The sequence below is a fragment of the Arthrobacter sp. P1_B4 genome (genome assembly GCF_056406555.1).
The window spans coordinates 72,193-92,496 of record NZ_JBFTZW010000005.1; the positions used below are offsets into that span (position 1 = coordinate 72,193).

At 67.2% G+C, this 20,304-nt stretch carries 20 protein-coding genes and 1 tRNA gene; 13 read left to right on the forward strand and 8 right to left on the reverse strand.

Annotated elements, in window-relative coordinates:
- Positions 1–25: 25 nt before the first annotated feature.
- Together AC1D1W_RS04135 and AC1D1W_RS04140 are read left to right on the forward strand one after the other, a co-directional pair.
- Positions 26–99: transfer RNA gene (locus AC1D1W_RS04135), tRNA-Ile, on the forward strand.
- 221 nt (positions 100–320) lie between these two features.
- On the forward strand, positions 321–1,511 hold the full coding sequence (locus AC1D1W_RS04140) for an acyl-CoA dehydrogenase family protein (protein WP_459384265.1): 1,191 nt from the start codon (positions 321–323) through the stop codon (positions 1,509–1,511).
- A gap of 134 nt (positions 1,512–1,645) precedes the next feature.
- Here the strand turns inward: AC1D1W_RS04140 and AC1D1W_RS04145 are convergent, their stop codons facing one another.
- Positions 1,646–2,356 carry a M23 family metallopeptidase gene (locus tag AC1D1W_RS04145; RefSeq protein WP_476943012.1) on the reverse strand — a complete coding sequence of 237 codons (711 nt, stop codon included), beginning with the start codon at positions 2,354–2,356 and terminating at the stop codon, positions 1,646–1,648.
- A 490-nt stretch (positions 2,357–2,846) separates the two neighbouring features.
- On the opposite strand from AC1D1W_RS04145, the gene rpsB reads away from it, so the two are divergent.
- From rpsB to AC1D1W_RS04175, 6 genes are all read left to right on the forward strand, one after another.
- Positions 2,847–3,755, forward strand: a complete 909-nt coding sequence (gene rpsB, locus AC1D1W_RS04150; protein WP_476943013.1) for a 30S ribosomal protein S2 — start codon at positions 2,847–2,849, stop codon at positions 3,753–3,755.
- 133 nt (positions 3,756–3,888) lie between these two features.
- On the forward strand, positions 3,889–4,725 hold the full coding sequence (tsf, locus tag AC1D1W_RS04155) for a translation elongation factor Ts (RefSeq protein ID WP_028275233.1): 837 nt from the start codon (positions 3,889–3,891) through the stop codon (positions 4,723–4,725).
- A 174-nt stretch (positions 4,726–4,899) separates the two neighbouring features.
- A complete protein-coding gene (pyrH, locus tag AC1D1W_RS04160) occupies positions 4,900–5,637 on the forward strand; it encodes a UMP kinase (protein ID WP_018774549.1) in 738 nt (245 codons plus the stop codon).
- 134 nt (positions 5,638–5,771) lie between these two features.
- Positions 5,772–6,329 carry a ribosome recycling factor gene (frr, locus tag AC1D1W_RS04165; RefSeq protein ID WP_018774548.1) on the forward strand — a complete coding sequence of 186 codons (558 nt, stop codon included), beginning with the start codon at positions 5,772–5,774 and terminating at the stop codon, positions 6,327–6,329.
- Entirely contained in the window at positions 6,329–7,249 is a 921-nt protein-coding gene (locus tag AC1D1W_RS04170) for a phosphatidate cytidylyltransferase (RefSeq protein WP_079551459.1), read from the forward strand. The genes frr and AC1D1W_RS04170 overlap by 1 nt, the downstream gene beginning before the upstream one ends.
- Positions 7,250–7,280: 31 nt before the next feature.
- The gene (locus tag AC1D1W_RS04175) at positions 7,281–7,907 is read left to right on the forward strand and encodes a DivIVA domain-containing protein (protein ID WP_043434151.1); all 627 of its coding nucleotides are present in this window, start codon (positions 7,281–7,283) and stop codon (positions 7,905–7,907) included.
- A 163-nt stretch (positions 7,908–8,070) separates the two neighbouring features.
- Here AC1D1W_RS04175 and AC1D1W_RS04180 read toward each other — a convergent pair whose 3' ends face one another.
- From AC1D1W_RS04180 to AC1D1W_RS04195, 4 genes are all read right to left on the reverse strand, one after another.
- Positions 8,071–9,546, reverse strand: a complete 1,476-nt coding sequence (locus tag AC1D1W_RS04180; RefSeq protein ID WP_476943014.1) for a sodium/solute symporter — start codon at positions 9,544–9,546, stop codon at positions 8,071–8,073.
- Positions 9,547–9,612: 66 nt separating this feature from the next.
- A complete protein-coding gene (locus AC1D1W_RS04185) occupies positions 9,613–10,020 on the reverse strand; it encodes a DUF485 domain-containing protein (protein WP_243179626.1) in 408 nt (135 codons plus the stop codon).
- The gene (locus AC1D1W_RS04190) at positions 10,017–10,736 is read right to left on the reverse strand and encodes a LytR/AlgR family response regulator transcription factor (protein WP_243179625.1); all 720 of its coding nucleotides are present in this window, start codon (positions 10,734–10,736) and stop codon (positions 10,017–10,019) included. Before AC1D1W_RS04190 ends, AC1D1W_RS04185 begins: the two co-directional genes overlap by 4 nt.
- Positions 10,737–10,826: 90 nt before the next feature.
- The gene (locus AC1D1W_RS04195; protein ID WP_243179624.1) at positions 10,827–12,044 is read right to left on the reverse strand and encodes a sensor histidine kinase; all 1,218 of its coding nucleotides are present in this window, start codon (positions 12,042–12,044) and stop codon (positions 10,827–10,829) included.
- A gap of 218 nt (positions 12,045–12,262) precedes the next feature.
- Here AC1D1W_RS04195 and AC1D1W_RS04200 point away from each other — a divergent pair, with 218 nt between their 5' ends.
- Both AC1D1W_RS04200 and AC1D1W_RS04205 read left to right on the forward strand, forming a co-directional pair.
- Positions 12,263–12,643, forward strand: coding sequence for a DUF485 domain-containing protein (locus tag AC1D1W_RS04200; RefSeq protein WP_026538258.1), 381 nt, complete (start codon positions 12,263–12,265; stop codon positions 12,641–12,643).
- On the forward strand, positions 12,640–14,256 hold the full coding sequence (locus tag AC1D1W_RS04205; protein WP_476943015.1) for a solute symporter family protein: 1,617 nt from the start codon (positions 12,640–12,642) through the stop codon (positions 14,254–14,256). Before AC1D1W_RS04200 ends, AC1D1W_RS04205 begins: the two co-directional genes overlap by 4 nt.
- An 88-nt stretch (positions 14,257–14,344) precedes the next feature.
- Here AC1D1W_RS04205 and AC1D1W_RS04210 read toward each other — a convergent pair whose 3' ends face one another.
- Both AC1D1W_RS04210 and AC1D1W_RS04215 read right to left on the reverse strand, forming a co-directional pair.
- The gene (locus tag AC1D1W_RS04210; RefSeq protein ID WP_476943016.1) at positions 14,345–15,058 is read right to left on the reverse strand and encodes a hypothetical protein; all 714 of its coding nucleotides are present in this window, start codon (positions 15,056–15,058) and stop codon (positions 14,345–14,347) included.
- Positions 15,059–15,194: 136 nt separating this feature from the next.
- Entirely contained in the window at positions 15,195–15,668 is a 474-nt protein-coding gene (locus AC1D1W_RS04215; protein WP_026266622.1) for an Lrp/AsnC family transcriptional regulator, read from the reverse strand.
- 195 nt (positions 15,669–15,863) lie between these two features.
- Here AC1D1W_RS04215 and pdhA point away from each other — a divergent pair, with 195 nt between their 5' ends.
- Genes pdhA through AC1D1W_RS04230 form a run of 3 tightly spaced genes read left to right on the forward strand, consistent with a single transcriptional unit; the run spans position 15,864 to position 19,485 of the window.
- Positions 15,864–17,042: a pyruvate dehydrogenase (acetyl-transferring) E1 component subunit alpha gene (pdhA, locus tag AC1D1W_RS04220; protein ID WP_374706662.1), complete on the forward strand. Its 1,179-nt coding sequence runs from the start codon at positions 15,864–15,866 to the stop codon at positions 17,040–17,042.
- Positions 17,042–18,052, forward strand: coding sequence for an alpha-ketoacid dehydrogenase subunit beta (locus AC1D1W_RS04225; RefSeq protein WP_476943017.1), 1,011 nt, complete (start codon positions 17,042–17,044; stop codon positions 18,050–18,052). Before pdhA ends, AC1D1W_RS04225 begins: the two co-directional genes overlap by 1 nt.
- Complete coding sequence (locus AC1D1W_RS04230; RefSeq protein ID WP_243179621.1) at positions 18,049–19,485, forward strand: dihydrolipoamide acetyltransferase family protein; 1,437 nt, start codon at positions 18,049–18,051, stop codon at positions 19,483–19,485. Before AC1D1W_RS04225 ends, AC1D1W_RS04230 begins: the two co-directional genes overlap by 4 nt.
- A 114-nt stretch (positions 19,486–19,599) precedes the next feature.
- Here AC1D1W_RS04230 and AC1D1W_RS04235 read toward each other — a convergent pair whose 3' ends face one another.
- Positions 19,600–20,298 (reverse strand): SACE_7040 family transcriptional regulator, encoded by a 699-nt coding sequence (locus AC1D1W_RS04235; RefSeq protein ID WP_279294146.1) that lies wholly within the window; start codon positions 20,296–20,298, stop codon positions 19,600–19,602.
- Positions 20,299–20,304: the final 6 nt, after the last annotated feature.

Genomic DNA, 20,304 nt, shown 5'->3' on the forward strand with positions numbered 1-20,304 from the left:
GGGCCAGGTCTGGCTCCGGGCGCAGGGGGCTATAGCTCAGCTGGTTAGAGCGCGGGACTCATAATCCTAAGGTCCTCGGTTCAAGTCCGAGTAGCCCTACATTCATTTCTGCGGCAGCCTCCTCATCCGGGGTCCGCAACCACGGGAGCCGTGGCTGACGTCCGACGTCGGCCGCGGCTCCCTTTTTGTCGGGTTTGTCGGGTTTTCATTGGGCCGGCACTTGCAGGCGTCCCGACACTGCGATAAGTTACTGATGAGTAACATATCGCCGGCGCGAAGCCCGCGCCCTTTGGTCCCCGCTGATCGAGTGAAGGAACATCATGTCCAAAGCTGCCATCGACATCCACAACCTGCCCTACGCCGATGGCGATTTCTTTGCGTTCGAGCAGTTGCTCAGCGCCAAGGAGCAGGACAGGCTGGCCGAAGTCCGTGAATTCCTTACCCGCGAAGTCCGGCCGATCGCCGTCGATTGCTGGAATCGCGGGGAGTTCCCCATGGACTTGATCCCGAAGCTCGCCGAAATCGACCTGGTCAGCCCCGTTCGGAGGCAGGGCTACTCGAATCTCTTCGCAGGCATCCTGCACGCGGAAGCCACCCGCGCCGACACGTCAATCGCGACGTTCATGGGCGTCCACGACGGGCTCTTCACCGGCTCCATCGAAGCCCTTGCCTCCCAGGAGCAGCAGGATGCGTGGCTTCCCGAGATCTACTCGCTCAAGAAGATCGGCGCGTTCGGCCTCACCGAGCCCCTGGGCGGCTCCGACGTCGCCGGCGGTACGCGCACCACGGCGCGGCGCGACGGCGATAACTGGATCCTCAATGGAGCCAAGCGCTGGATCGGCAACGCGACTTTCTCCGACTGGGTGGTCATCTACGCCCGCGATGTTGACGACAACCAGGTCAAAGGGTTCCTCGTGGACACCAAGGCCGAGGGATACAGTGCCGTGAAAATTGAGAACAAGATCTCGCTGCGCACGGTCCAGAACGCTGACATCACGCTCGACAACGTTGTGGTGCCGGAGTTCTTCAAGCTCGCCAACGCCAACAGCTTCCGCGACACGAACAAGGTCCTGAAAGTCACCCGCCTGGCCGTGGCCTGGCAAGCGGTGGGCCAGCAGCTCGCGGCCTTCGACGTAGCCCGGCGCTACGCCGTGGAACGCAGCCAGTTCGGCCGTCCGATTGCCTCTTTCCAGCTGATCCAGCACCAGCTCGTACAGATCCTCGGCAATGCGGTGAGCTCCATGGGCATGATGGTGAGGCTTTCCCAGCTGGAGGACGCGGGGGAGGCGAAGGACGAGCAGTCCGCCCTGGCCAAGGCGTTCACCACCGCGCGGATGCGCGAAAGCGTGGCCCTGGGCCGGAGCATCCTCGGCGGGAACGGGATCGTGACGGACTTCGAGATGGCCAAAGTCTTCGCGGACGCCGAAGCCATCTACTCCTACGAGGGCACGCATGAAATCAACACCCTCGTCACCGGCCGGGCGATCACGGGCATATCAGCGATCGTCTGACGGGCGCCAAACGCCCGCCGCGGCTGCCCGCGGGCGTCAACGGACGATCCGCGCTTCAAAGCCAAACGCCCGCCGCGGCTGCCCGCGGGCGTCAACGGACGAGCAGCGCATCAAAGACGGCGCCAAATGCTGCATCACGGACCCGGATTCAGGGGCGGGAGCAGAACGGAAGGCCGAAGGTCCATCACGAATGCCAGCGGATTGACGTAGTCTTCGCCGCGGCGGACGCCCCAGTGAAGGCAGGGCGGGGCCGGGCCGCAGTGGCCGGTCTGTACCTGCCCCAGGACATCGCCCTCCGCCACGGCGGACCCCGCCCTCAGTGAACTCGCCACCGGCTCGAAACTGCTGCGCAGCCCGTTGCCGTGATCGATCGTGATGACCGGCCGGTCCACCACCGTCCCGACAAAGCTCACCGTCCCGGCGGCGGGCGACTTGAGCGGGGCGCCATCGAAGGGCGCCTCAAGGTCGACGCCGCGGTGACCGCTGAGCCACGGCTTGGCCGGGGGATCGAAGGCGCGGAGCACCGCCGGCCGCGGGCTCAGCGGCCAGCTCCAGGCAGACGGAGGGACCGGCCCCGCCCTCGGGGAGGCCCGACCGGAGGAATTCGCAGCCCGGGCGGCAATGGCGGAGTAGCCGGCGTCTGTGGGGCCGGAGCGGGCGGCGGCGTCGTCTGTGGGGCCGGAGCGGACGGCGTCTGTGGCGTCGGAGGTGGAGGCATGGGCAGCGGCAGCGATATCGGCGTCGGCGGTGATGGGGGGGCGGCGCCAGGAACGTTGCCAGGAACAATGCCGCCAGGAGCTGTGCTGCCAGGAGCTGTGCCGCCAGGAGCAAGGCCCGCAGGCCAAGTGGGAGCTTCATGGCCCTAGCCTGCCAAGGTGGCACCCCGGGCGGAATCTCCCGCCATGGCTATGTGGATAAGGTGCCCGCCGGCCCCCGCCAAAGCCCCGGAACCCCGTGCCGTTGCCGCGGCAAAACCGTCCGTCTGGGCGGGGCCGCTGTAGTACACTTGGTGGAGCAGTTTGCTGTGCCCTCACGCTTGTAAGTCGCGATACTTCGTGATTGCCGAAGCCGGCACGCCTCATTCAGGGGTGCGGGGGAGCAGCAGCTGACTACGCGTATCCAGCCCTCCTCAAAAGAAGCCTGAAACTTCCGATGCGGAGGACTGCGCCTCCTGCGGTCCGTTCCACATGGCATGTCCATATGGCGCGGATGGGAAGCGCGGTGGATGCCAGGAGCAACGCCCGCCCCGGGCGAATGCTAAACAACCGTCAACTATTGGCAGGGTAAGAGGGCCATGGGCTCTCTCATGAATGACCTGCCGGAAGGAGCGTCGGCATGCCCGTCGTAACTATGCGCCAGCTGCTTGACAGCGGCGTCCACTTTGGACACCAGACCCGCCGTTGGAACCCGAAGATGAAGCGCTTCATCTTCACGGAGCGCAACGGTATCTACATCATTGACCTGCAGCAGTCGCTGTCCTACATCGACCGTGCCTACGAGTTCGTGAAGGCCACCGTTGCACACGGCGGCACCGTTCTCTTCGTCGGCACCAAGAAGCAGGCGCAGGAATCCATCGCCGAGCAGGCCACCCGCGTTGGCCAGCCGTACGTCAACCAGCGTTGGCTCGGCGGTATGCTGACCAACTTCCAGACGGTCTCCAAGCGCATCCAACGCATGAAGGAACTCGAAGAGATCGACTTCGACGACGTCGCCGGTTCGGCTTACACCAAGAAGGAACTGCTGCTCCTTCGCCGCGAACTCACCAAGCTGGAAACCAACCTCGGTGGTATCCGCAACCTGACCAAGGCGCCGTCCGCGCTGTGGATCGTTGACACCAAGAAGGAACACCTTGCTGTCGACGAGGCCAAGAAGCTGAACATCCCGGTTGTGGCCATCCTGGACACCAACTGCGATCCCGACGAAGTCGACTTCCCGATCCCGGGTAACGACGACGCCATCCGCTCCGTCAACCTGCTGACCCGCGTTGTCGCCGACGCCGTTGCTGAGGGCCTCATCGCCCGTAACCAGCGCGCCACCGGCACCACGGAAGCTCCGGAAGAGCCGCTGGCCGAGTGGGAGCGCGAGCTCCTCGAAGGCAACAAGGCTGAAGCTGCTGCAGCGCCCGCCGCTGAGGCTGCACCGGCTGCTGACGAAGCACCGGCCGCCGAAGCTGCTCCGGCCGCCGAAGCTGCTGAAGAAGCGCCGGCTGCTGAAGAAGCACCGGCCGCCGACGAAGCCAAGTAGTCAGACAAGTAAATCTGGATCTCCCCACATGCGCTCAGCTGCATAGGGGGTACCGACAGGATGGCCGCTCACTCGGTGAGCAGCCGTCCTGTCGGTCCGTACACCACATAAATTTCTAGACAGAGGGGTTCACATGGCGAACTACACTGCCGCTGATATCAAGGCTCTGCGCGAGCGCACTGGCGCCGGCATGATGGATGTCAAGAAGGCTCTTGACGAAGCCAACGGTGACGCCGAGAAGGCCATCGAAATCATCCGCATCAAGGGCCTGAAGGGCGCCACCAAGCGCGAAGGCCGCTCCACCGCCGAAGGCCTGGTTGCCGCCAAGGTCGCCAACGGCGTCGGCGTGATGATCGAAGTCAACTGCGAGACCGACTTCGTCGCGAAGGCTGACAAGTTCATCCAGCTGGCCGACAAGGTCCTGGCTGTGGCCGTCGAGTCCGGCGCTGCCGACCTCGAGACCCTGCTTGCCACCGAGGTCGACGGCAAGCCGCTGTCCGAGGTCGTCATCGAAGAGGGCGCCGTTCTGGGCGAGAAGGTTGTTGTCCGCCGCATCTCCCGCATCGAGGGCGCCACGGTCGACGCTTACCTGCACAAGACCTCCAAGGACCTCCCGGCCCAGGTCGGCGTGCTGTTCGCTGTTGACGGCGAAGGCGAAGCGGCTGCCACCGCAGCCCACGACGTCGCCGTTCACGTCGCCGCCATGGCTCCGAACTACCTCACCCGTGAGGACGTTCCGGCCGATCTCGTCGAGTCCGAGCGCCGCATCGCCGAGGAAACGGCCAAGGCCGAGGGCAAGCCCGAAGCTGCGATGACCAAGATTGTCGAAGGCCGGGTTACCGGTTTCTACAAGGGCGAGGTCCTCGTTGACCAGGCATTCGCCAAGGATGCCAAGAAGTCTGTCGCACAGGTCCTCGAAGAAGCCGGCGTCAAGGCAACTGCCTTCACGCGCTTCCGCGTCGGTTCCTAGTCAGACTGGCCAGACACCAGTCAGGCACTAGCCAGACACGCTAAGGGGGTGGTCACCACGGTGGCCACCCCTTTTGCATGCACCCGTGAGGCACCGTTTCCGGTCACGGCCGGAATGCCTCCTTGGGCGCCCAGCACGATAACCTAACTCAGAGTTCACCAACGGGAAGGCACCATGGAAACCGTCACCACTTCAGCCCAGCCAAAGAAGAACAGGCGCCGCGTCCTCTTGAAGCTCTCCGGCGAGGTCTTCGGCGGTGGGAAACTGGGCGTCGACCCGGATACCGTCCGCGGCGTGGCCAAGCAGATCGCCGCCGCAGTTCCCGATGTGGAGGTGGCAATCGTCGTCGGCGGAGGCAACTTCTTCCGCGGCGCCGAACTGTCCCAGAGCGGCATGGACCGCTCCCGCGCCGACTATATGGGCATGCTCGGAACCGTCATGAACTGCCTCGCGCTCCAGGACTTCCTTGAGCAAGCCGGGGTGGAAACGCGCGTGCAGAGCGCCATCACCATGGGCCAGGTTGCCGAGGCCTACATCCCCCGCCGCGCCATCCGCCACATGGAAAAGGGCCGGGTTGTCATCTTCGGCGCCGGCGCCGGCCTGCCGTACTTCTCCACTGACACCGTGGCCGCCCAGCGTGCCATGGAGGTCCACGCCGACGTCGTCCTGATGGCCAAGAGCGGCGTCGACGGCGTCTACACCGCCGACCCGAAGAAGGACCCGACGGCGGAGAAACTGCACCGCCTCAGCTACGACGACGCCCTCCGCCGCGACATCCGCGTGATGGACCAGACCGCGATGACCATGTGCAAGGACAACAACCTCACAATGGTGGTCTTCGGCATGGAAGGCGAGGGTAACGTCACCCGCGCCATCCGGGGCGAAGACCTGGGCACCGTCGTCACCCCCTAGCAACGGCTAGGATGTTTTCAGGACCTTTCCGCCGCCAGGCGGAAGACAAAAGCGCCCGGCGGAATACGGCAGGCGCACAAAGAAGACGTGCCGCGCCCCGGCCCCCGGGACGCACCAATTTCTGAGGAGAGACCGTGATCGAAGAAACCTTGCTCGAAGCCGGGGACAAGATGGACAAGGCAGTTGAGGTAGCCAAGGAAGACTTCGCCTCGATCCGGACCGGCCGCGCGACTCCTGGCCTGTACAACAAGGTCATCGTCGAGTACTACGGCACGCCGACGCCGCTGCAGCAGCTGGCCTCCTTCGCGGTCCCGGATGCCCGCACCATCCTCGTCACCCCGTACGACAAGACGGCCCTGCGCGACATCGAACGTGCCCTCAGCGACTCGGAGGTCGGCGCCAACCCGTCCAACGACGGCAACGTCATCCGGATCACCATTCCCGAGCTGACGTCCGAACGGCGCAAGGAATACGTCAAGATCGTCAAGTCCAAGGGTGAGGACGCGAAGGTGTCCATCCGCAACATCCGCCGCAAAGCCAAGGAAACGCTGGACAAGCTCGTCAAGGACGGCGACGCCGGCGAAGACGAAGGCGCGCGCGGTGAGAAGGAACTCGACGCCATGACCAAGGCACACGTGGACGGGATCGACGAGCTGCTCAAGCGCAAGGAAGCTGAGCTGCTCGAGGTCTGATGAATCAGGCACAGGAGGCCTCCGGGCCGCGCGCCCGGAGGCGGGGGAAGCAGCGCGAGAACCCAACGCCCAAAGCGGGCCGGAACCTGCCCGCCGCCACCGTGGTGGGCGTTGGCATGCTGGTATGCGTCCTCGGCGGCCTGCTGTTCCTCCCGCTGGGCTTCGTCCTGGTGACCGCCACCTTTGCGATCTTCGGCGTCTGGGAGATCTTCCGTGCGCTGGAGGCCGCAGGCACCCGCCTGCCGATCGTGCCGGTGATGGTCGGCACGGTCGCCATGCCGATCGCCGCCTACTTCGGCGGCCTCGAAAGCCTGCTCTTCGCCATGCTCGTCAGCAGCGTGGCGGTGCTGTTGTGGCGGACCCTGGAGGGCGCCGCCGGTTCGGCGCGGAGCATTTTCGCAGGGGTCTTCACCCTGTCCTGGGTGCCGTTCCTGATCAGCTTTGCGGCGCTGCTGCTGCACACCGCCGACGGCGAGACGCCGGTAGGCCTGTGGCCTGACGGGGTGATTCCGGCGGGTGCGTGGGAAATCGCGACCCTGCTGCTCCTGGTGGTAGCCAACGACACCTTCGGCTACCTCGTGGGCGCCTCCCTGGGCAAGCATCCGATGGCCCCCAAGATCAGCCCCAAGAAGACCTGGGAAGGCTTCGCCGGCTCGATCGCCGGGGCCGTCGTCGTGGGCGTGCTGGCCATGATCTTCGTGCTGGGCGAACCGTGGTGGTTCGGCGTCGTGCTCGCCGTGGGCATGGTGGCAGCCGCCACCGCCGGCGACCTCGCCGAATCCATGGTCAAGCGCGAGCTCGGCATCAAGGACATGAGCAGCATCCTCCCCGGACACGGAGGCGTCATGGACCGGCTGGACTCGATTGTCTTCGCCTCGCCGGTGGCGTTCATCCTGTTCTCGGCCCTCACAGCCGCCTAGAAGCACCGGACCAGCACTTCCGGCGCCTAGAATGGTGCCGAGCAAACCAGCCGAACGGCATCAAAGGAACAAAGTAACAGTGGACATTCAACGGCAGATTCCTGCGTCTTTTGACCGCGTGCAGCGGAACCAGTATGGCTACAACGCCAGGCAGGTCGACGATTTCCTGCAGCGCGCACGGGTGTCATTCGAAGCTCCGTCCTCGGCCTCCCGCGCCATCAAGAGCTCGGACGTCCGCTCCGTGTCCTTCGATCCCGTGAAGGGCGGCTACGCCGCCGCCGGCGTGGACGCCGCGCTGGACCGGCTCGAAGACGCCCTCGCCCGGCGCGAGCGCGATGAGCTCGTTGCCGAACGCGGCGAGGATGCCTGGCTGCGCGAAATCGGCCGGCTCGCGGGCGTCCTGCGCGGGCGCCTGCACCGCCCGGACGGCCAGCGCTTCCGGCGCCCGTCCAAGCCCAAGGCCCGCAGCTACAACACCACCGACGTCGACGACCTCTGCCACGAGCTGATCGGCTACCTCGAGGAGGACCAGCCGCTGAGCGTGGACAACGTCCGGCGCGCAGTGTTCCGTCCCGCAGTGGGCCGGGAGGGCTACGAGGAAAGCCAGGTCGACGCATTCCTGGAGCGCGCCGTCGAGCTCATGGCGGCCATCGACTAGTCACGCCCCGCGCGGACCCACGCCTGGAGCCCCACCGGCCAACCACCCGGCCGGGTCACCGACGCCGGATCGCGACCGCAGGGTCAGCGTTGCCGGAGCCCCGCCCGGATCGCGACCGCAGGGTCAGCGTTGCCGGAGCCCCGCCCGGGTCAGCACGGCAGGGTCACCGTTCCGTCGCGAGCGGCCGTTCAGGGGTGTGCAGCCGGGTCATCAGCCGTGTCATTGTCCGCGGCACCCGGCCCCGCGTGGCCCGGGACACCAGGATCGTGACGGCGAACGCGGCCGGCACCGTCCAGGCGGCGGGCTGCGCCAGCCACGACGGCGTCTGCGCAGCACCCAGCACCGAGCCGGCCACCATCGCACTGCCGCAGAGCACGCCGCCGGTCACCATGCCCGCGATAGCCCCGGCGTCCGTCAGCCCCCGCCACCAGATGCCCAGCAGCAGGACCGGGCAGATCGTGGACGCGGTAAAGGCAAACACAAGCCCCACGCTGCCGGCCAGTGCCTGCGATTCGGTCATCGAGGCGATCCCCAGCGGGACCATGGCCGAGACCACTGCTGCCAGCCGGAAGCCCCGGACACTGCCGCCGAACACGTCCTGGCTGATCACGCCGGCCAGCGAGACCACCAGGCCGGACGTCGTCGACAGGAACGCCCCGAACGCTCCGGCCACCACAAGCGCCGTCAGCAAGTCGCCGGCCACCCCGCCAATCATCCGGCCGGGCAGCAGCAGAACCAGGGCATCAGCCTGGCCGCTCCGGGCAAGGTCGGGGGCGAACGCTCGGCCGAGCATGCCGTACGCCGTCGGAAACAAGTAGAAGACGGACAGCAGGCCCAGGACAATCAGGGTGGTCCGGCGGGCGGACTGCCCGTCCGGGTTGGTGTAGAAACGGACCAGCACGTGCGGCAGCCCGAGCGTGCCAAAGAGCAGGGCCACCAGCAGCGAAATGATCTGGTAGGGGCCCGCGGGCGCCAGCGCCGTGGGGTTGGCCGTACTGGGCGGCGGCAACTCCGCCGCGGCGGAGTCCCCGCCGCCCAGCGCCAGCAGCATGAACACGATGGGCACCGCCACCGCGGTGAGCTTCAGCCAGTACTGAAACGCCTGGACAAACGTGATGGAGCGCATTCCGCCCGCCACCACGGTGAAGCAGACGACGCCGACCACCGCCACCGGGCCCACCCACGCCGGCAGCCCGGTGGTGATCCGGATGGCCAGGGCAGCGCCGTGCAGCTGCGGGACGATGTAGAGCCAGCCGACCAGGACCACCACCAGGCTTGTGACGCGGCGGACGGCACGCGAATCGAGGCGCGCCTCGGTGAAGTCCGGAATCGTGTAGGCCCCGGACCGGCGCAGGGGAGCGGCGACGAACAGGAGCAGCATCAGGTAGCCGGCCGTGTACCCCACCGGATACCACAGGGCGTCGGTGCCGGAGAGTAGGATCAGCCCTGCGACCCCCAGGAAGCTGGCGGCCGAGAGGTACTCCCCGCCGATCGCCGAGGCGTTCCACCACGGCTTGACCGTCCGGGACGCCACGTAGAAGTCTCCCGTGGTGCGCGAGATCCGCAGCCCGTAGAAACCGATGACTGCCGTGGCAAGCGAGACGGCGGCGAACGCCGCCACCCCGACGACGGGGTTCACGTTCCGCCCACCCGGCCCCGTGCGTGGCCGCCTACCGGGCCGTTCACCTGGGCCCTCACCAGTCCCTCACTTGTCGCCAGCGAGGTCCCGGTAGCGGGCCTCGTTCCTTGCCGCGGTCCGCACATACAGCCAGGCACTGAGACCGATCACCGGATAGATGCCGGCACCCAGCAGGACCCAGTCGAATGGCAGGCCTGCAATGGTGGAGTGCGCAAGGCCCGGGACCAGCCCCAGCACAAGCGGGAAGGCGAGCATGATCAGCAGGAATCCCAGGGCCACCACGAGGCCCAGCCGGAGCTGGGACCGGATGAGGGAGCGGACGAACAGCTGCCCGGCGTCGGATTCCTCTGCCGCCTCCTGTGAGGCCGCCGCAGAGCGCCCGCCGGTCAGGGCGGCGCTGCCCGATGCGGCACTTCCCGGTGTGACACTTCCCGAAGTGACGCTGCGCGGCGCCGTGACCCGGACCCGCGTCATGCCTGCGGCCGGATACGGCTTGCTTCGAGCTTTTCCCGGACCGCCGGGAGGTGCCTGCGGCTGATGGGCAGTTCGGCCCCGGCCACGGTGACACTGGGCCTCGCCGCGGCGAGCTTCATGTGGCTGATGTGGCCCAAGGCGGTCAGGTACGAGCGGTGGATGCGCAGGAACCCGGCGTCGGCCCACTGCTGCTCTAGGTCGGCCAGCGGAACCCTGATGAGGTAGCTGGCCTCCGCCGTGTGCAGCCGTGCATAATCGCCCTGCGCCTGGACGTACGTCACGTCCTCGCGCCGGATCATCTTGGTGGTCCCGCCGAGGTCCACGGTGATCATTTCCGGGGCCGGCGCGCCGTCCTTGAGCAGCTCGCTGATCCGGCCGATCGACTTCGCCAGCCGATCGGCGCGCACGGGCTTGAGGAGGTAGTCCACAGCCGCGAGCTCGAAGGCCTCCAGCGCGCAGTCCTCGTCCGCGGTGACGAAGACCACGGCGGGCGGGTGGGCGCTGCGGGAGATGACCCGGGCAATGTCCAGCCCGGACAGCGCCGGCATGTGGATGTCGAGGAAGATGACATCGACTTCTTCGGCCTCCAGTGCCCGCAGGGCCTCGGCGCCCGAGGAAGCGCGGTGGATGGTGCCGATCCGGTCATCCCTGCCGAGCAGGAAAGCCAGTTCCTCAACGGCGGGGAGCTCGTCGTCGGCGACGAGGACGTTAATCATGCCACTAGCCTACTGCCGCGGCCATTGTGGCCGGCTCAGCCCGTCAGCCAACTGCCGCCGGGCACGACACCGCCGGGAACCGACCGGAAATCAGGCGTCGTGCCGGGGCTGGGACTTGGGGACGCGCATCGTGATCAGGGTGCCCTCGCCCGGTGCCGTCTCGATCACGAGGCCGTTCTCGTCCCCGTAGACCTGCCGCAGGCGGGCGTCGACGTTGCGCAATCCGACGTGGTCGCCGTCGCTGTGCCCGGCAAGGACGGAGCGGAGCTGGTCCGGGTCCATGCCCACGCCGTCGTCCTCGATCGTCACCTCCGCGAACGCCCCCGAGTCGTTCGCCGTGATGGAGATGTGCCCCGGGCCCTCCTTGGCCTCAAGGCCGTGCCGGACCGCGTTTTCCACCAGCGGCTGCAGGCTCAGGAAGGGAATCACCGTGCTCAGGACCTCCGGAGCGATCCGCAGGCTGACCTGCACGCGGTCGCCAAAGCGGGCCCGTTCCAGGAGCAGGTAGCGGTCGATGCAGCGCAGTTCCTCGGCCAGGGTGGTGAAGTCGCCGTGGCGGCGGAAGGAGTAGCGGGTGAAATCGGCGAACTCCACCACGAGCTCGCGCGCCCGGACCGGATCCGTGTTGATGAAGGAGGCGATCGCGTTCAGCGAGTTGTAAATGAAGTGCGGGCTGATCTGGGCGCGGAGGGCCCGGACTTCCGCCTCCATCAGGAGGGTGCGGGAGGCGTCGAGCTCGGCGAGTTCCACCTGGGTGGCCACCCAGTCAGCCACCTCGCCGGTGGCGCGGACCAGTCCGGCGCCGGCGGCCGGCGCGAAGGCGGCCACCACACCCACCACACGCGCGCCGGTTTTGATCGGGGCGATCACGACGGCGCGCTCCACCTCCGGCGCCAGCGTCACGCCGCCGTCGCCGGCGGCCAGGAGCTGGAGTTCGCCCGCCGGAATGACGGCGAGGTGGCCGCCTTCGAACACTTTAGACGCGAGCCCCATCAGGGCAGGTTTGAGTTCCTCGCCGGCGCCGTCCCACGCGAGCACGCCGGTTGTATCCGTGATGGCCAGGGCGTCACAGCCCAGGAGGCTGCGCAGCTGTTTGCTGGCCTTGGCCGCGCCGGCCGGGTTTAGGCCGGTCCTCAGGTGCTGGCCGGCACGGGATGCGGCATGCAGCGTCTGGTAGGTGGCCCGCTCCGCATCGGTGCCGAGATCGCGGAAGGACCGGAGGACCTTGAGTCCCACGGCGACGACGGCAGCGATCGCCAGGGCAATCACCGCGACGGCGGCGGCGGTGAGCAGGGGAGAATCCGGCATGGTGCCAGCCTACCGCCGGGGTTCCTTTCGGCGGCCGGGGGCGCCGTTTGGCGCAGCGTCGGGACCGCTGAGCGACGCAGGCCGCCCCGGCTGTGGCAGGTAACCCGCGCCACAGTGCACAGTGATTGCAGTCACATCAGCAGGATGGGTTGCAGGGCGCGTCCCGCGCAGACCACGGCAGCCGGTGTGGACTCACCAGTCTCAATGAGGAGGAACCGATGGGTCACGACGCCCAAGAAACGGACGCTGCGGCGGCCGTGGACTTCAAGGAAGTCCAGTCGACGGAGCAGTTCCAGGAACTGCGCACACGTCACCGCAGCTTTGTCTTCCCGCTGTCCATTGCCTTTCTGCTCTGGTACTTCGCCTATGTCCTGCTGGCCGACTACGCGGTGGGATTCATGTCGATCAAGGTTTGGGGCAACATCAACGTCGGCCTGATCCTTGGCCTGCTGCAGTTCGTCTCCACGTTCGCGATCACCGGCTGGTACGTCAGCTATTCGAACCGCAAGCTGGACCCCATTGCCTCCGAGATCCGCCAGGAAATCGAGGGGCACGAATTCGACAAGCACGGCAACCCGGTTGGGGGGACAGCAAAATGACACTCATGGTTCCCGCAGTAAACGTTGCGGATCTCAAGGACACCACCCTGCTGAACATGGGCATCTTCGCCCTCTTCGTCGCGATCACCATGGTCATCGTGATCAGGGCCAGCCGCAACAACAAGACGGCAGCCGACTACTACGCCGCCGGACGTTCCTTCACAGGCCCGCAGAACGGCACCGCCATCGCCGGCGACTACCTCTCCGCAGCGTCCTTCCTCGGCATCACCGGAGCCATCGCCATCAACGGCTACGACGGCTTCATGTACTCCATCGGCTTCCTCGTCGCCTGGCTCGTCGCCTTGCTGCTTGTCGCCGAACTGCTCCGCAACACCGGCAAGTTCACCATGGCCGATGTCCTCTCCTTCCGGCTCAAGCAGCGCCCCGTGCGCATCGCGGCGGCCATCTCCACGCTGGCCGTCTGCTTCTTCTACCTGCTGGCCCAGATGGCCGGTGCCGGCAGCCTCATCTCGCTGCTCCTGGGCATCAGCGACTGGGGCGGACAAGCCCTGGTGATCATCGTCGTCGGCGCCCTGATGATCATGTACGTCCTGATCGGCGGCATGAAGGGCACCACCTGGGTGCAGATCATCAAGGCCATGCTCCTGATCGCCGGAGCCGCTGTCATGACCTTCTGGGTCCTCGCGATCTACGGCTTCAACATCTCGGACCTGCTGGGCGGCGCGGTGGAAACCTCGGGCAACCCGAACCTGCTCAACCCGGGACTGCAGTACGGCAAGACCGAGACCTCCAAGGTCGACTTCCTGTCCCTCGGCCTGGCCCTGGTACTCGGCACCGCAGCCCTGCCGCACGTGCTGATGCGCTTCTACACGGTTCCGACCGCAAAGGAAGCCCGAAAGTCCGTGGTGTGGTCCATCTGGCTCATCGGCATCTTCTACCTGTTCACCCTGGTCCTGGGCTACGGCGCAGCTGCGCTGGTGGGTGCCGACACCATCAAGGCCGCCCCGGGCGGCGTCAACTCGGCCGCGCCGCTGCTCGCCTTCCACCTCGGCGGTCCGCTGCTCCTGGGCTTCATCTCGGCGGTGGCCTTCGCGACCATCCTGGCCGTCGTCGCCGGCCTGACGATCACCGCGGCGGCATCCTTCGCACACGACATCTACGCCAGCGTCATCGCCAAGGGGAAGGCCGACGCCGCCACCGAGGTCAAGGTTGCCCGCCGCACCGTGGTGGTGATCGGGCTGCTGGCCATCGCCGGCGGCATCTTCGCCAACGGACAAAATGTCGCGTTCCTCGTGGCGCTCGCCTTCGCCGTGGCTGCCTCCGCCAACCTTCCGACCATCCTCTACTCGCTGTTCTGGCGCCGGTTCACCACCCAGGGAGCCCTGTGGAGCATGTACGGCGGCTTGTCCGCGGCCATCATCCTGATTGCGCTCTCCCCGGTGGTTTCCGGGGCCAAGACGTCGATGATCCCCGGCGCCAACTTCGCCATCTTCCCGCTGAGCAACCCGGGCATCGTTTCCATCCCGCTCGCGTTCTTCCTGGGCTGGCTGGGCACCGTCCTGGACAAGCGGAAGGAAGACGCCACAAAGCAGGCCGAAATGGAGGTCCGTTCCCTGACCGGGGTGGGCGCCGAGAAGGCTACCAACCACTAGGAAGGCCGCACCAACAGAGAAGCTCCCGTGCAGCAGCACGGGAGCTTCTCCCATGGATGGGCGCCAGCTTGGACTGAGTTTTCCGAGGTCAGCGCTGGGGCCTCAGTCGAATGTTCACCATCTTCAGCTCGTCGTGGCCCTCGAAGCGGTAGGCCAGCTCCACGCTTTTCGTGTCGCAGTCGATCGTTCCGGCGACGTCGGCGGCGTTGGAGCCGTTGTTGGAGCTGACGTTGAGGGTTGAAAAGTTCGGTTTACAGCTGCCGTCAAGCTCCAGGCTCTGCACCCCCGCGGCGAACTCCTCCGGGGAAATCTTCTGCATGAGGGCCGGATCCAGGTACTTCTCGTAGGCGGTGCTGACCTCGCCGGCGATGATCAGCTTCGTGAAATCGTCCGCGATGCCCCGTGCCTGGTTGGTGGCTCCGCCCACCACGTTGAGCAGGACGACGACGCCGGCACTCACCAGCAGGAGCACACCGCCGACGATCCCGAGGACAATCCACAGGGCCTTGCGGCTCTTTTTCGGGGGCGGCTGGGCGGCGCCTCCGTAGTAGGGCGGCGGCTGCCCCGGCCCGCCGTAGTACGGAGGTGCGCCGCCGGCAGGTGGCGGGTAGCTGGGAGCCGCGCCGGTCGCGGGTGGCGGGTAGCTGGGTGCCGCGTAGTTGGGCACCGCGGCGTCGGCGGGGGGCCCGGGCGGCGGGGCGTAGTACGGAACGGGCGGCTGGCCGGGCGCCGGGTGGCCGGCTGCAGGCTCATGCCCGGGCTGCGGCGGTACCGGGCGGTGTGGTTCCTCGGGACTGCTCACGGTTCAAGCCTTTCCGGCAGTCCAGACAAGCCACTGCCTGTTGCACTGGGCCGCGTGCGCGGACCCAAGGACTCAGGGGGGACCCAACGGACACAGCCTAGCGCCGCGGCCGCCCACGGCACAGATGAAAAGCGGATCAGTTATCGGCGGATCCGCGCTCCAGCAGGGGCTGGATCCGGAACGGGATCAGCTCGCCCATCGCCAGTGCGGTATCGGTCCGGTCCACGCCGTCGCACGCCAGTATCTTGCCGTTGATCCGGAACAGGTCCTCGGCGTCGAGCGCCACCACCCGCAGGAGCAAATCGGCCGAGCCCGTCAGGCCGTAGCCCTCCAGGATTTCCGGAATCCCGGCGAGCTCGACGGCGAGGGGTCCGAGCTTCTGCTGCTGGACGTGGACGGAGATGAAAGCCATCAGCGGGTACCCCAGGGACACCGGGTTGATCCGCCGCTCGAAGGAGAGGAACACGTGCTTCTTCTCCAGCTGGGCCATCCTGGCCTGCACCGTATTGCGCGAGAGTCCGAGCTTCTGGGCGAGGGCAACCACGGTCCGCCGGGGGTCCCGCGCCATGGCCGAAAGCAGGCGGGTGTCAGTGCCATCCAAGGTTTGCATAATGCGCAAGATTAGCACGGTTGACGGACGCCAAACAGGGCATAATGCTCAATATCTTTGCGGGTGGTTGTACCCGATGAGCATTGTGAGTAGGGTCACAATTATCCGGGGCAACGGCGCCCGGGCGGCTGGCGCGCCGCGGGATCACGAGTCCTGCGAGTTCCGGTCAGACGACGTCAGAAGGTGCGGACAACAGTGTTTACCGACGACGCGGGCAAGGGCGGCATTGCCGCCGGGGGCCCCGGAAACAGTGAAAATTCTATGCGGCGGACGGGCGGCGACCTCGTCCAGCTCATCACCCCGGCGGGCGAGCGCATCAGCCATCCCGAGTTCGATCCCTGGCTCCAGGACGTCAGCGATGAGCAGCTCTGCGCGCTCTATGAGGACATGGTGGTTATCCGCCGGATCGATGCCGAAGCCACGGCCCTCCAGCGGCAGGGCGAACTGGCACTGTGGCCGCCACTGCTCGGCCAGGAAGCATCCCAGATCGGCTCGGCCCGCGCCCTCCGCGAGGACGACTTTGTCTTCCCGAGCTACCGCGACAACGGCGTCGCCTACTGCCGGGGAGTGAAGCCGGAGGACCTCGTCCGTGCCTGGCGGGGCAATGCCTCCGCCGGCTGGGACCCGTTCACCGTCAACGTTGCCACCCAGCAGATCATCATCGGTGCGCAGAGCCTGCACGCCACGGGCTACGCCATGGGCATCCAGAACGACGGCGCCGACTGCGTCGCCGTGGCCTACTTCGGCGACGGCGCCACGAGCGAAGGCGACGTCAACGAAGCCATGGTCTTCGCCGCGAGCTTCCAGGCGCCCGTCGTCTTCATCTGCCAGAACAACCACTGGGCCATTTCCGAACCCGTCCGGCTGCAGTCCCACATCCAGCTCGCGGACCGCGCCTCAGGCTTCGGCATCCCCAGCATGCGGGTAGACGGCAACGATGTCCTCGCCGTGATGGCAGCCACCCGCATTGCCCTGGACCGTGCCCGGCGCGGCGGCGGCCCCACCTTCATCGAGGCCGTGACCTACCGGATGGGCCCGCACACGACGGCGGACGACCCCACCCGCTACCGGGATGCCAACGAACTCGAGGACTGGGCCGCCAAGGACCCGATCAGCCGGATGAAGTCGCTGCTCGAGCGCAAGGGACTGCTGACCGCGGACCTCGAGGCCGCCGTCGCTGCGCAAGCTGACGCAGTGGCCAAGGAACTCCGGGCCGGGACCATCAACATGCCCGAGCCGCAGCCGCTGGATATCTTCAAACACGTGTACAGCACGCCCAACTCCTGGCTGGACCGCCAGCAGGAGCACTACTCCCGTTACCTGGCTTCCTTCGGCGATCCCGCAGAAGCCGCTTCTGAAGAAGGTGCACGCTGATGACGAAGATGACCTTTGCCCGAGCCATCAATTCGGGCCTGCGCAAGTCCCTGGAAAACGATCCCAAGGTGGTCTTGATGGGCGAGGACATCGGCGCCCTTGGCGGTGTCTTCCGGGTCACGGACGGGCTGCAGAAAGACTTTGGGAAGCACCGCGTCGTGGATACCCCGCTTGCCGAGTCCGGCATCATGGGCACCGCCGTCGGCCTGGCATACCGCGGCTACCGTCCGGTGGTGGAGATCCAGTTCGACGGTTTCATCTACCCGGCGTTCGACCAGATCGTCAGCCAGGTCGCCAAGATGCACTACCGCACCCAGGGCGCCGTCAAGATGCCCATCACCATCCGCGTGCCGTTCGGCGGCGGCATCGGCTCGCCGGAGCACCACTCGGAATCGCCCGAGGCCTACTTCACCCACACCTCGGGGCTGCGCGTGATCAGCGTGTCCAACCCCCAGGACGCCTACACAATGATCCAGCAGGCCATCGCCTCCGACGATCCCGTCCTGTACTTCGAGCCCAAGCGGCGCTACCACGACAAGGGGGAGGTGGACGAGAGCGTCGACCTGAGTTCTGCCTTGTCCATGGAAAAGGCCGGCGTTGTCACCGAGGGCACGGACGTCACCCTCGTGGCCTACGGCCCGCTCGTCAAGACCGCCCGCGACGCCGCCATGGCGGCCGCCGACGAAGGCATCTCGGTTGAGGTCATCGACCTGCGCTCGCTGGCACCACTGGACTTCGCCACCCTTGAGGCCTCGGTCCGCAAAACCGGCCGTCTGGTCATCACGCACGAGGCCAGCCAGTCCGGCGGCCTCGGCGCCGAAGTCGCCGCGAGCATCACCGAGCGCTGCTTCTACCACCTCGAGGCCGCTCCCGTCCGCGTGACCGGCTTCGACGTTCCCTACCCTTACTCCAAGCTGGAAATGCACCACCTGCCGGGCCTTGACAGGATTCTCGACGGCGTCGACCGTGCCCTCGGCCGCCCCAACTCCCTTAGCGGGCTGGAAGGATGAGCGCCACCATGATCAAGGAATTCAGGCTCCCGGACCTCGGCGAGGGACTGACGGAATCGGAAATCGTCGCCTGGAAGGTCGCGGTAGGGGACACCGTCACCCTCAACCAGATCATCGCCGAGGTAGAGACGGCCAAGGCCGTCGTCGAGCTGCCCTCGCCGTTTGCCGGCGTTGTCGCGGCCCTGCACGAACAGCCCGGCACCGTTGTTGAGGTCGGGAAGCCGATCGTCTCCTTCGAGATCGAGGGCGACGACGGGGCCGCCGGTTCCGCCGGTGCGGACGGGGCCGCGGCAGGCAAGCGTGAGCCGAACCTCGTGGGCTATGGCGCCGTCCTGGAAGCCTCCGGCCGGCCGGCCCGCCGCGCCCGCACCTTCGCGGCCCCGGCGGCCCCTCCGGCCGTCGCGGCCGAACCGGTGGCATCAGTCCGTGCAGCCGAGCCGGCCGCGCCGGTCCGCGCTGCTGGGCCGGCCGAAACCCAGCCGGTCGAAACGACGCCCGCAACCACAGCTGGCGACATGTCGCCGGGGGAGCGCCCGCGGTCCACGCCTCCGGTGCGCAAGCTGGCCAAGGATCTCGGCGTCGACCTCGAGGCCGTGACCGGTACCGGGGAGCGCGGGCTCATCACCCGCGACGATGTGCTGAACTTCGTCGGCGGCGGGGAGCTGCCCGCGGCCGCCCAGGAACCCGCCGGTGCGACGGCGCAGGCCGCATGGCTTGTCCAGGCCCCGGGCGAGCGCGAGACCCGCACGCCGATCAAGGGCGTACGGAAGTTCACCGCGGCTGCCATGGTGGCCAGTGCCTTCACTGCGCCGCACGTCACCGAGTTCCTGACCGTCGACGTTACGCCCACGATGGAGCTGCTGGCACGGCTCAAGGCCAGCCGCGCGTTCGCCGGGTACAAGCTCACCCCGCTGACACTCGTGTCCAAGGCCGTGCTGATTGCGTTGCGCAACCACCCGACCCTCAACGCCCGGTGGGACGAGGCCAACCAGGAGATCGTCCAGTTCAACTACGTGAACCTGGGCATCGCGGCTGCGACCCCGCGGGGGCTGACCGTTCCGAACATCAAGGACGCGGACCGGATGTCCCTCATGGATCTCTCCTCGGCCCTGACGGAACTGACGGACACGGCCCGGGCCGGGAAGACAAGCCCTGAGGCGCTCTCCGGCGGCACGATCTCCATCACGAACATCGGCGTCTTCGGCATTGACGCCGGCACGCCCATCCTGAATCCGGGCGAGGCAGCCATCCTGGCCCTCGGCGCGGTCCGGAAGATGCCGTGGGAGTACAAGGACGAGGTCGCGCTGCGCCAGGTCATGACGCTCAGCCTGTCCTTCGACCACCGGCTGGTCGACGGCGAGCAGGGCTCGCGGTTCCTCCAGGACCTCGGGGCCATGCTGGCCGATCCGGGCATGGTCCTCGCGATGGTCTAGGTCCCTCTACACAGCTGCCGGCTGCCCCGTCCGAAAGGAAGGGGCGGCCGGCAGCTTCGTGGTGTGCGGGGCCGACCCGCGGACCCGGGAGGGCGCCCGGGACCGGGGAGTTGCTTAGCCGAGCGGCTCGGTGGGGGCCGGTGCCAGGAGCGCGGCCAGCGCCATGCTTTCCAGCAGCGGCCTGGCGCGGCGGACGCCGATCCGGCGTCCGTGGCTGCGCACCGAGTGCGGGGTCGAATTGATCAGCCCGAACGTGGCGTGCGCGCGCATCCGCAGTTCGGCGGCCTCCGTACCCTCGTGCAGTCCGGCCAGCACGTCCACCCAGAGTTCAACGTAGTTGCGCTGAAGCGTGCGGACCTCGGCCTGGTCCTCGCCGGCCAGGTTGCTGAAGTCCTGGTCCTGGACCCGGATGACGTCCGGGTTGCTCAGGGCAAAGTCGACGTGGAAGGCCACCAGCCCGCCCAACGCCGCCAGATCGCCGTCGGAATCGGCCACTACCTTGCGGCCGCCGTCGAGCAGGTCCTGGCTGACACTGAGCAGCAGGGCGCCGAGGACGGCCTGCTTGCCGGCGAAGTGACGGTAGACCGCCGGTCCGCTGACGCCGGCCGCGGCCCCGAGATCCTCCAGGGAAACGCGGTTGAAGCCCTCCAGGGCAAAGAGCGCAGCGGCGGCGGACAGGAGGGCCTGCCGCCTGTTCGCCTTCGCCTGGCTGCGCTGCGTTGAGGCTGCCTGGGTTGACGGAAGCTGGGCAGTCTGGCTGGGCTCGGTCACCGGCGCATCCCCTCGTTGCAAAATGATCCCTGTGTTGGACATCACAGT

What these genes read in the sequence shown, in the direction of transcription:
- AC1D1W_RS04140 (WP_459384265.1), top strand. Translation starts at nt 321, where the DNA reads ATGTCCAAAGCTGCCATCGACATCCACAACCTGCCCTACGCCGATGGC.
- rpsB (WP_476943013.1), top strand. Translation starts at nt 2,847, where the DNA reads ATGCCCGTCGTAACTATGCGCCAGCTGCTTGACAGCGGCGTCCACTTT.
- tsf (WP_028275233.1), top strand. Translation starts at nt 3,889, where the DNA reads ATGGCGAACTACACTGCCGCTGATATCAAGGCTCTGCGCGAGCGCACT.
- pyrH (WP_018774549.1), top strand. Translation starts at nt 4,900, where the DNA reads ATGGAAACCGTCACCACTTCAGCCCAGCCAAAGAAGAACAGGCGCCGC.
- AC1D1W_RS04170 (WP_079551459.1), top strand. Translation starts at nt 6,329, where the DNA reads ATGAATCAGGCACAGGAGGCCTCCGGGCCGCGCGCCCGGAGGCGGGGG.
- AC1D1W_RS04175 (WP_043434151.1), top strand. Translation starts at nt 7,281, where the DNA reads ATGGTGCCGAGCAAACCAGCCGAACGGCATCAAAGGAACAAAGTAACA.
- AC1D1W_RS04185 (WP_243179626.1), bottom strand. Translation starts at nt 10,020, where the DNA reads ATGACGCGGGTCCGGGTCACGGCGCCGCGCAGCGTCACTTCGGGAAGT.
- AC1D1W_RS04190 (WP_243179625.1), bottom strand. Translation starts at nt 10,736, where the DNA reads ATGATTAACGTCCTCGTCGCCGACGACGAGCTCCCCGCCGTTGAGGAA.
- AC1D1W_RS04195 (WP_243179624.1), bottom strand. Translation starts at nt 12,044, where the DNA reads ATGCCGGATTCTCCCCTGCTCACCGCCGCCGCCGTCGCGGTGATTGCC.
- AC1D1W_RS04200 (WP_026538258.1), top strand. Translation starts at nt 12,263, where the DNA reads ATGGGTCACGACGCCCAAGAAACGGACGCTGCGGCGGCCGTGGACTTC.
- AC1D1W_RS04205 (WP_476943015.1), top strand. Translation starts at nt 12,640, where the DNA reads ATGACACTCATGGTTCCCGCAGTAAACGTTGCGGATCTCAAGGACACC.
- AC1D1W_RS04215 (WP_026266622.1), bottom strand. Translation starts at nt 15,668, where the DNA reads ATGCAAACCTTGGATGGCACTGACACCCGCCTGCTTTCGGCCATGGCG.
- AC1D1W_RS04225 (WP_476943017.1), top strand. Translation starts at nt 17,042, where the DNA reads ATGACGAAGATGACCTTTGCCCGAGCCATCAATTCGGGCCTGCGCAAG.
- AC1D1W_RS04230 (WP_243179621.1), top strand. Translation starts at nt 18,049, where the DNA reads ATGAGCGCCACCATGATCAAGGAATTCAGGCTCCCGGACCTCGGCGAG.
- AC1D1W_RS04235 (WP_279294146.1), bottom strand. Translation starts at nt 20,298, where the DNA reads ATGTCCAACACAGGGATCATTTTGCAACGAGGGGATGCGCCGGTGACC.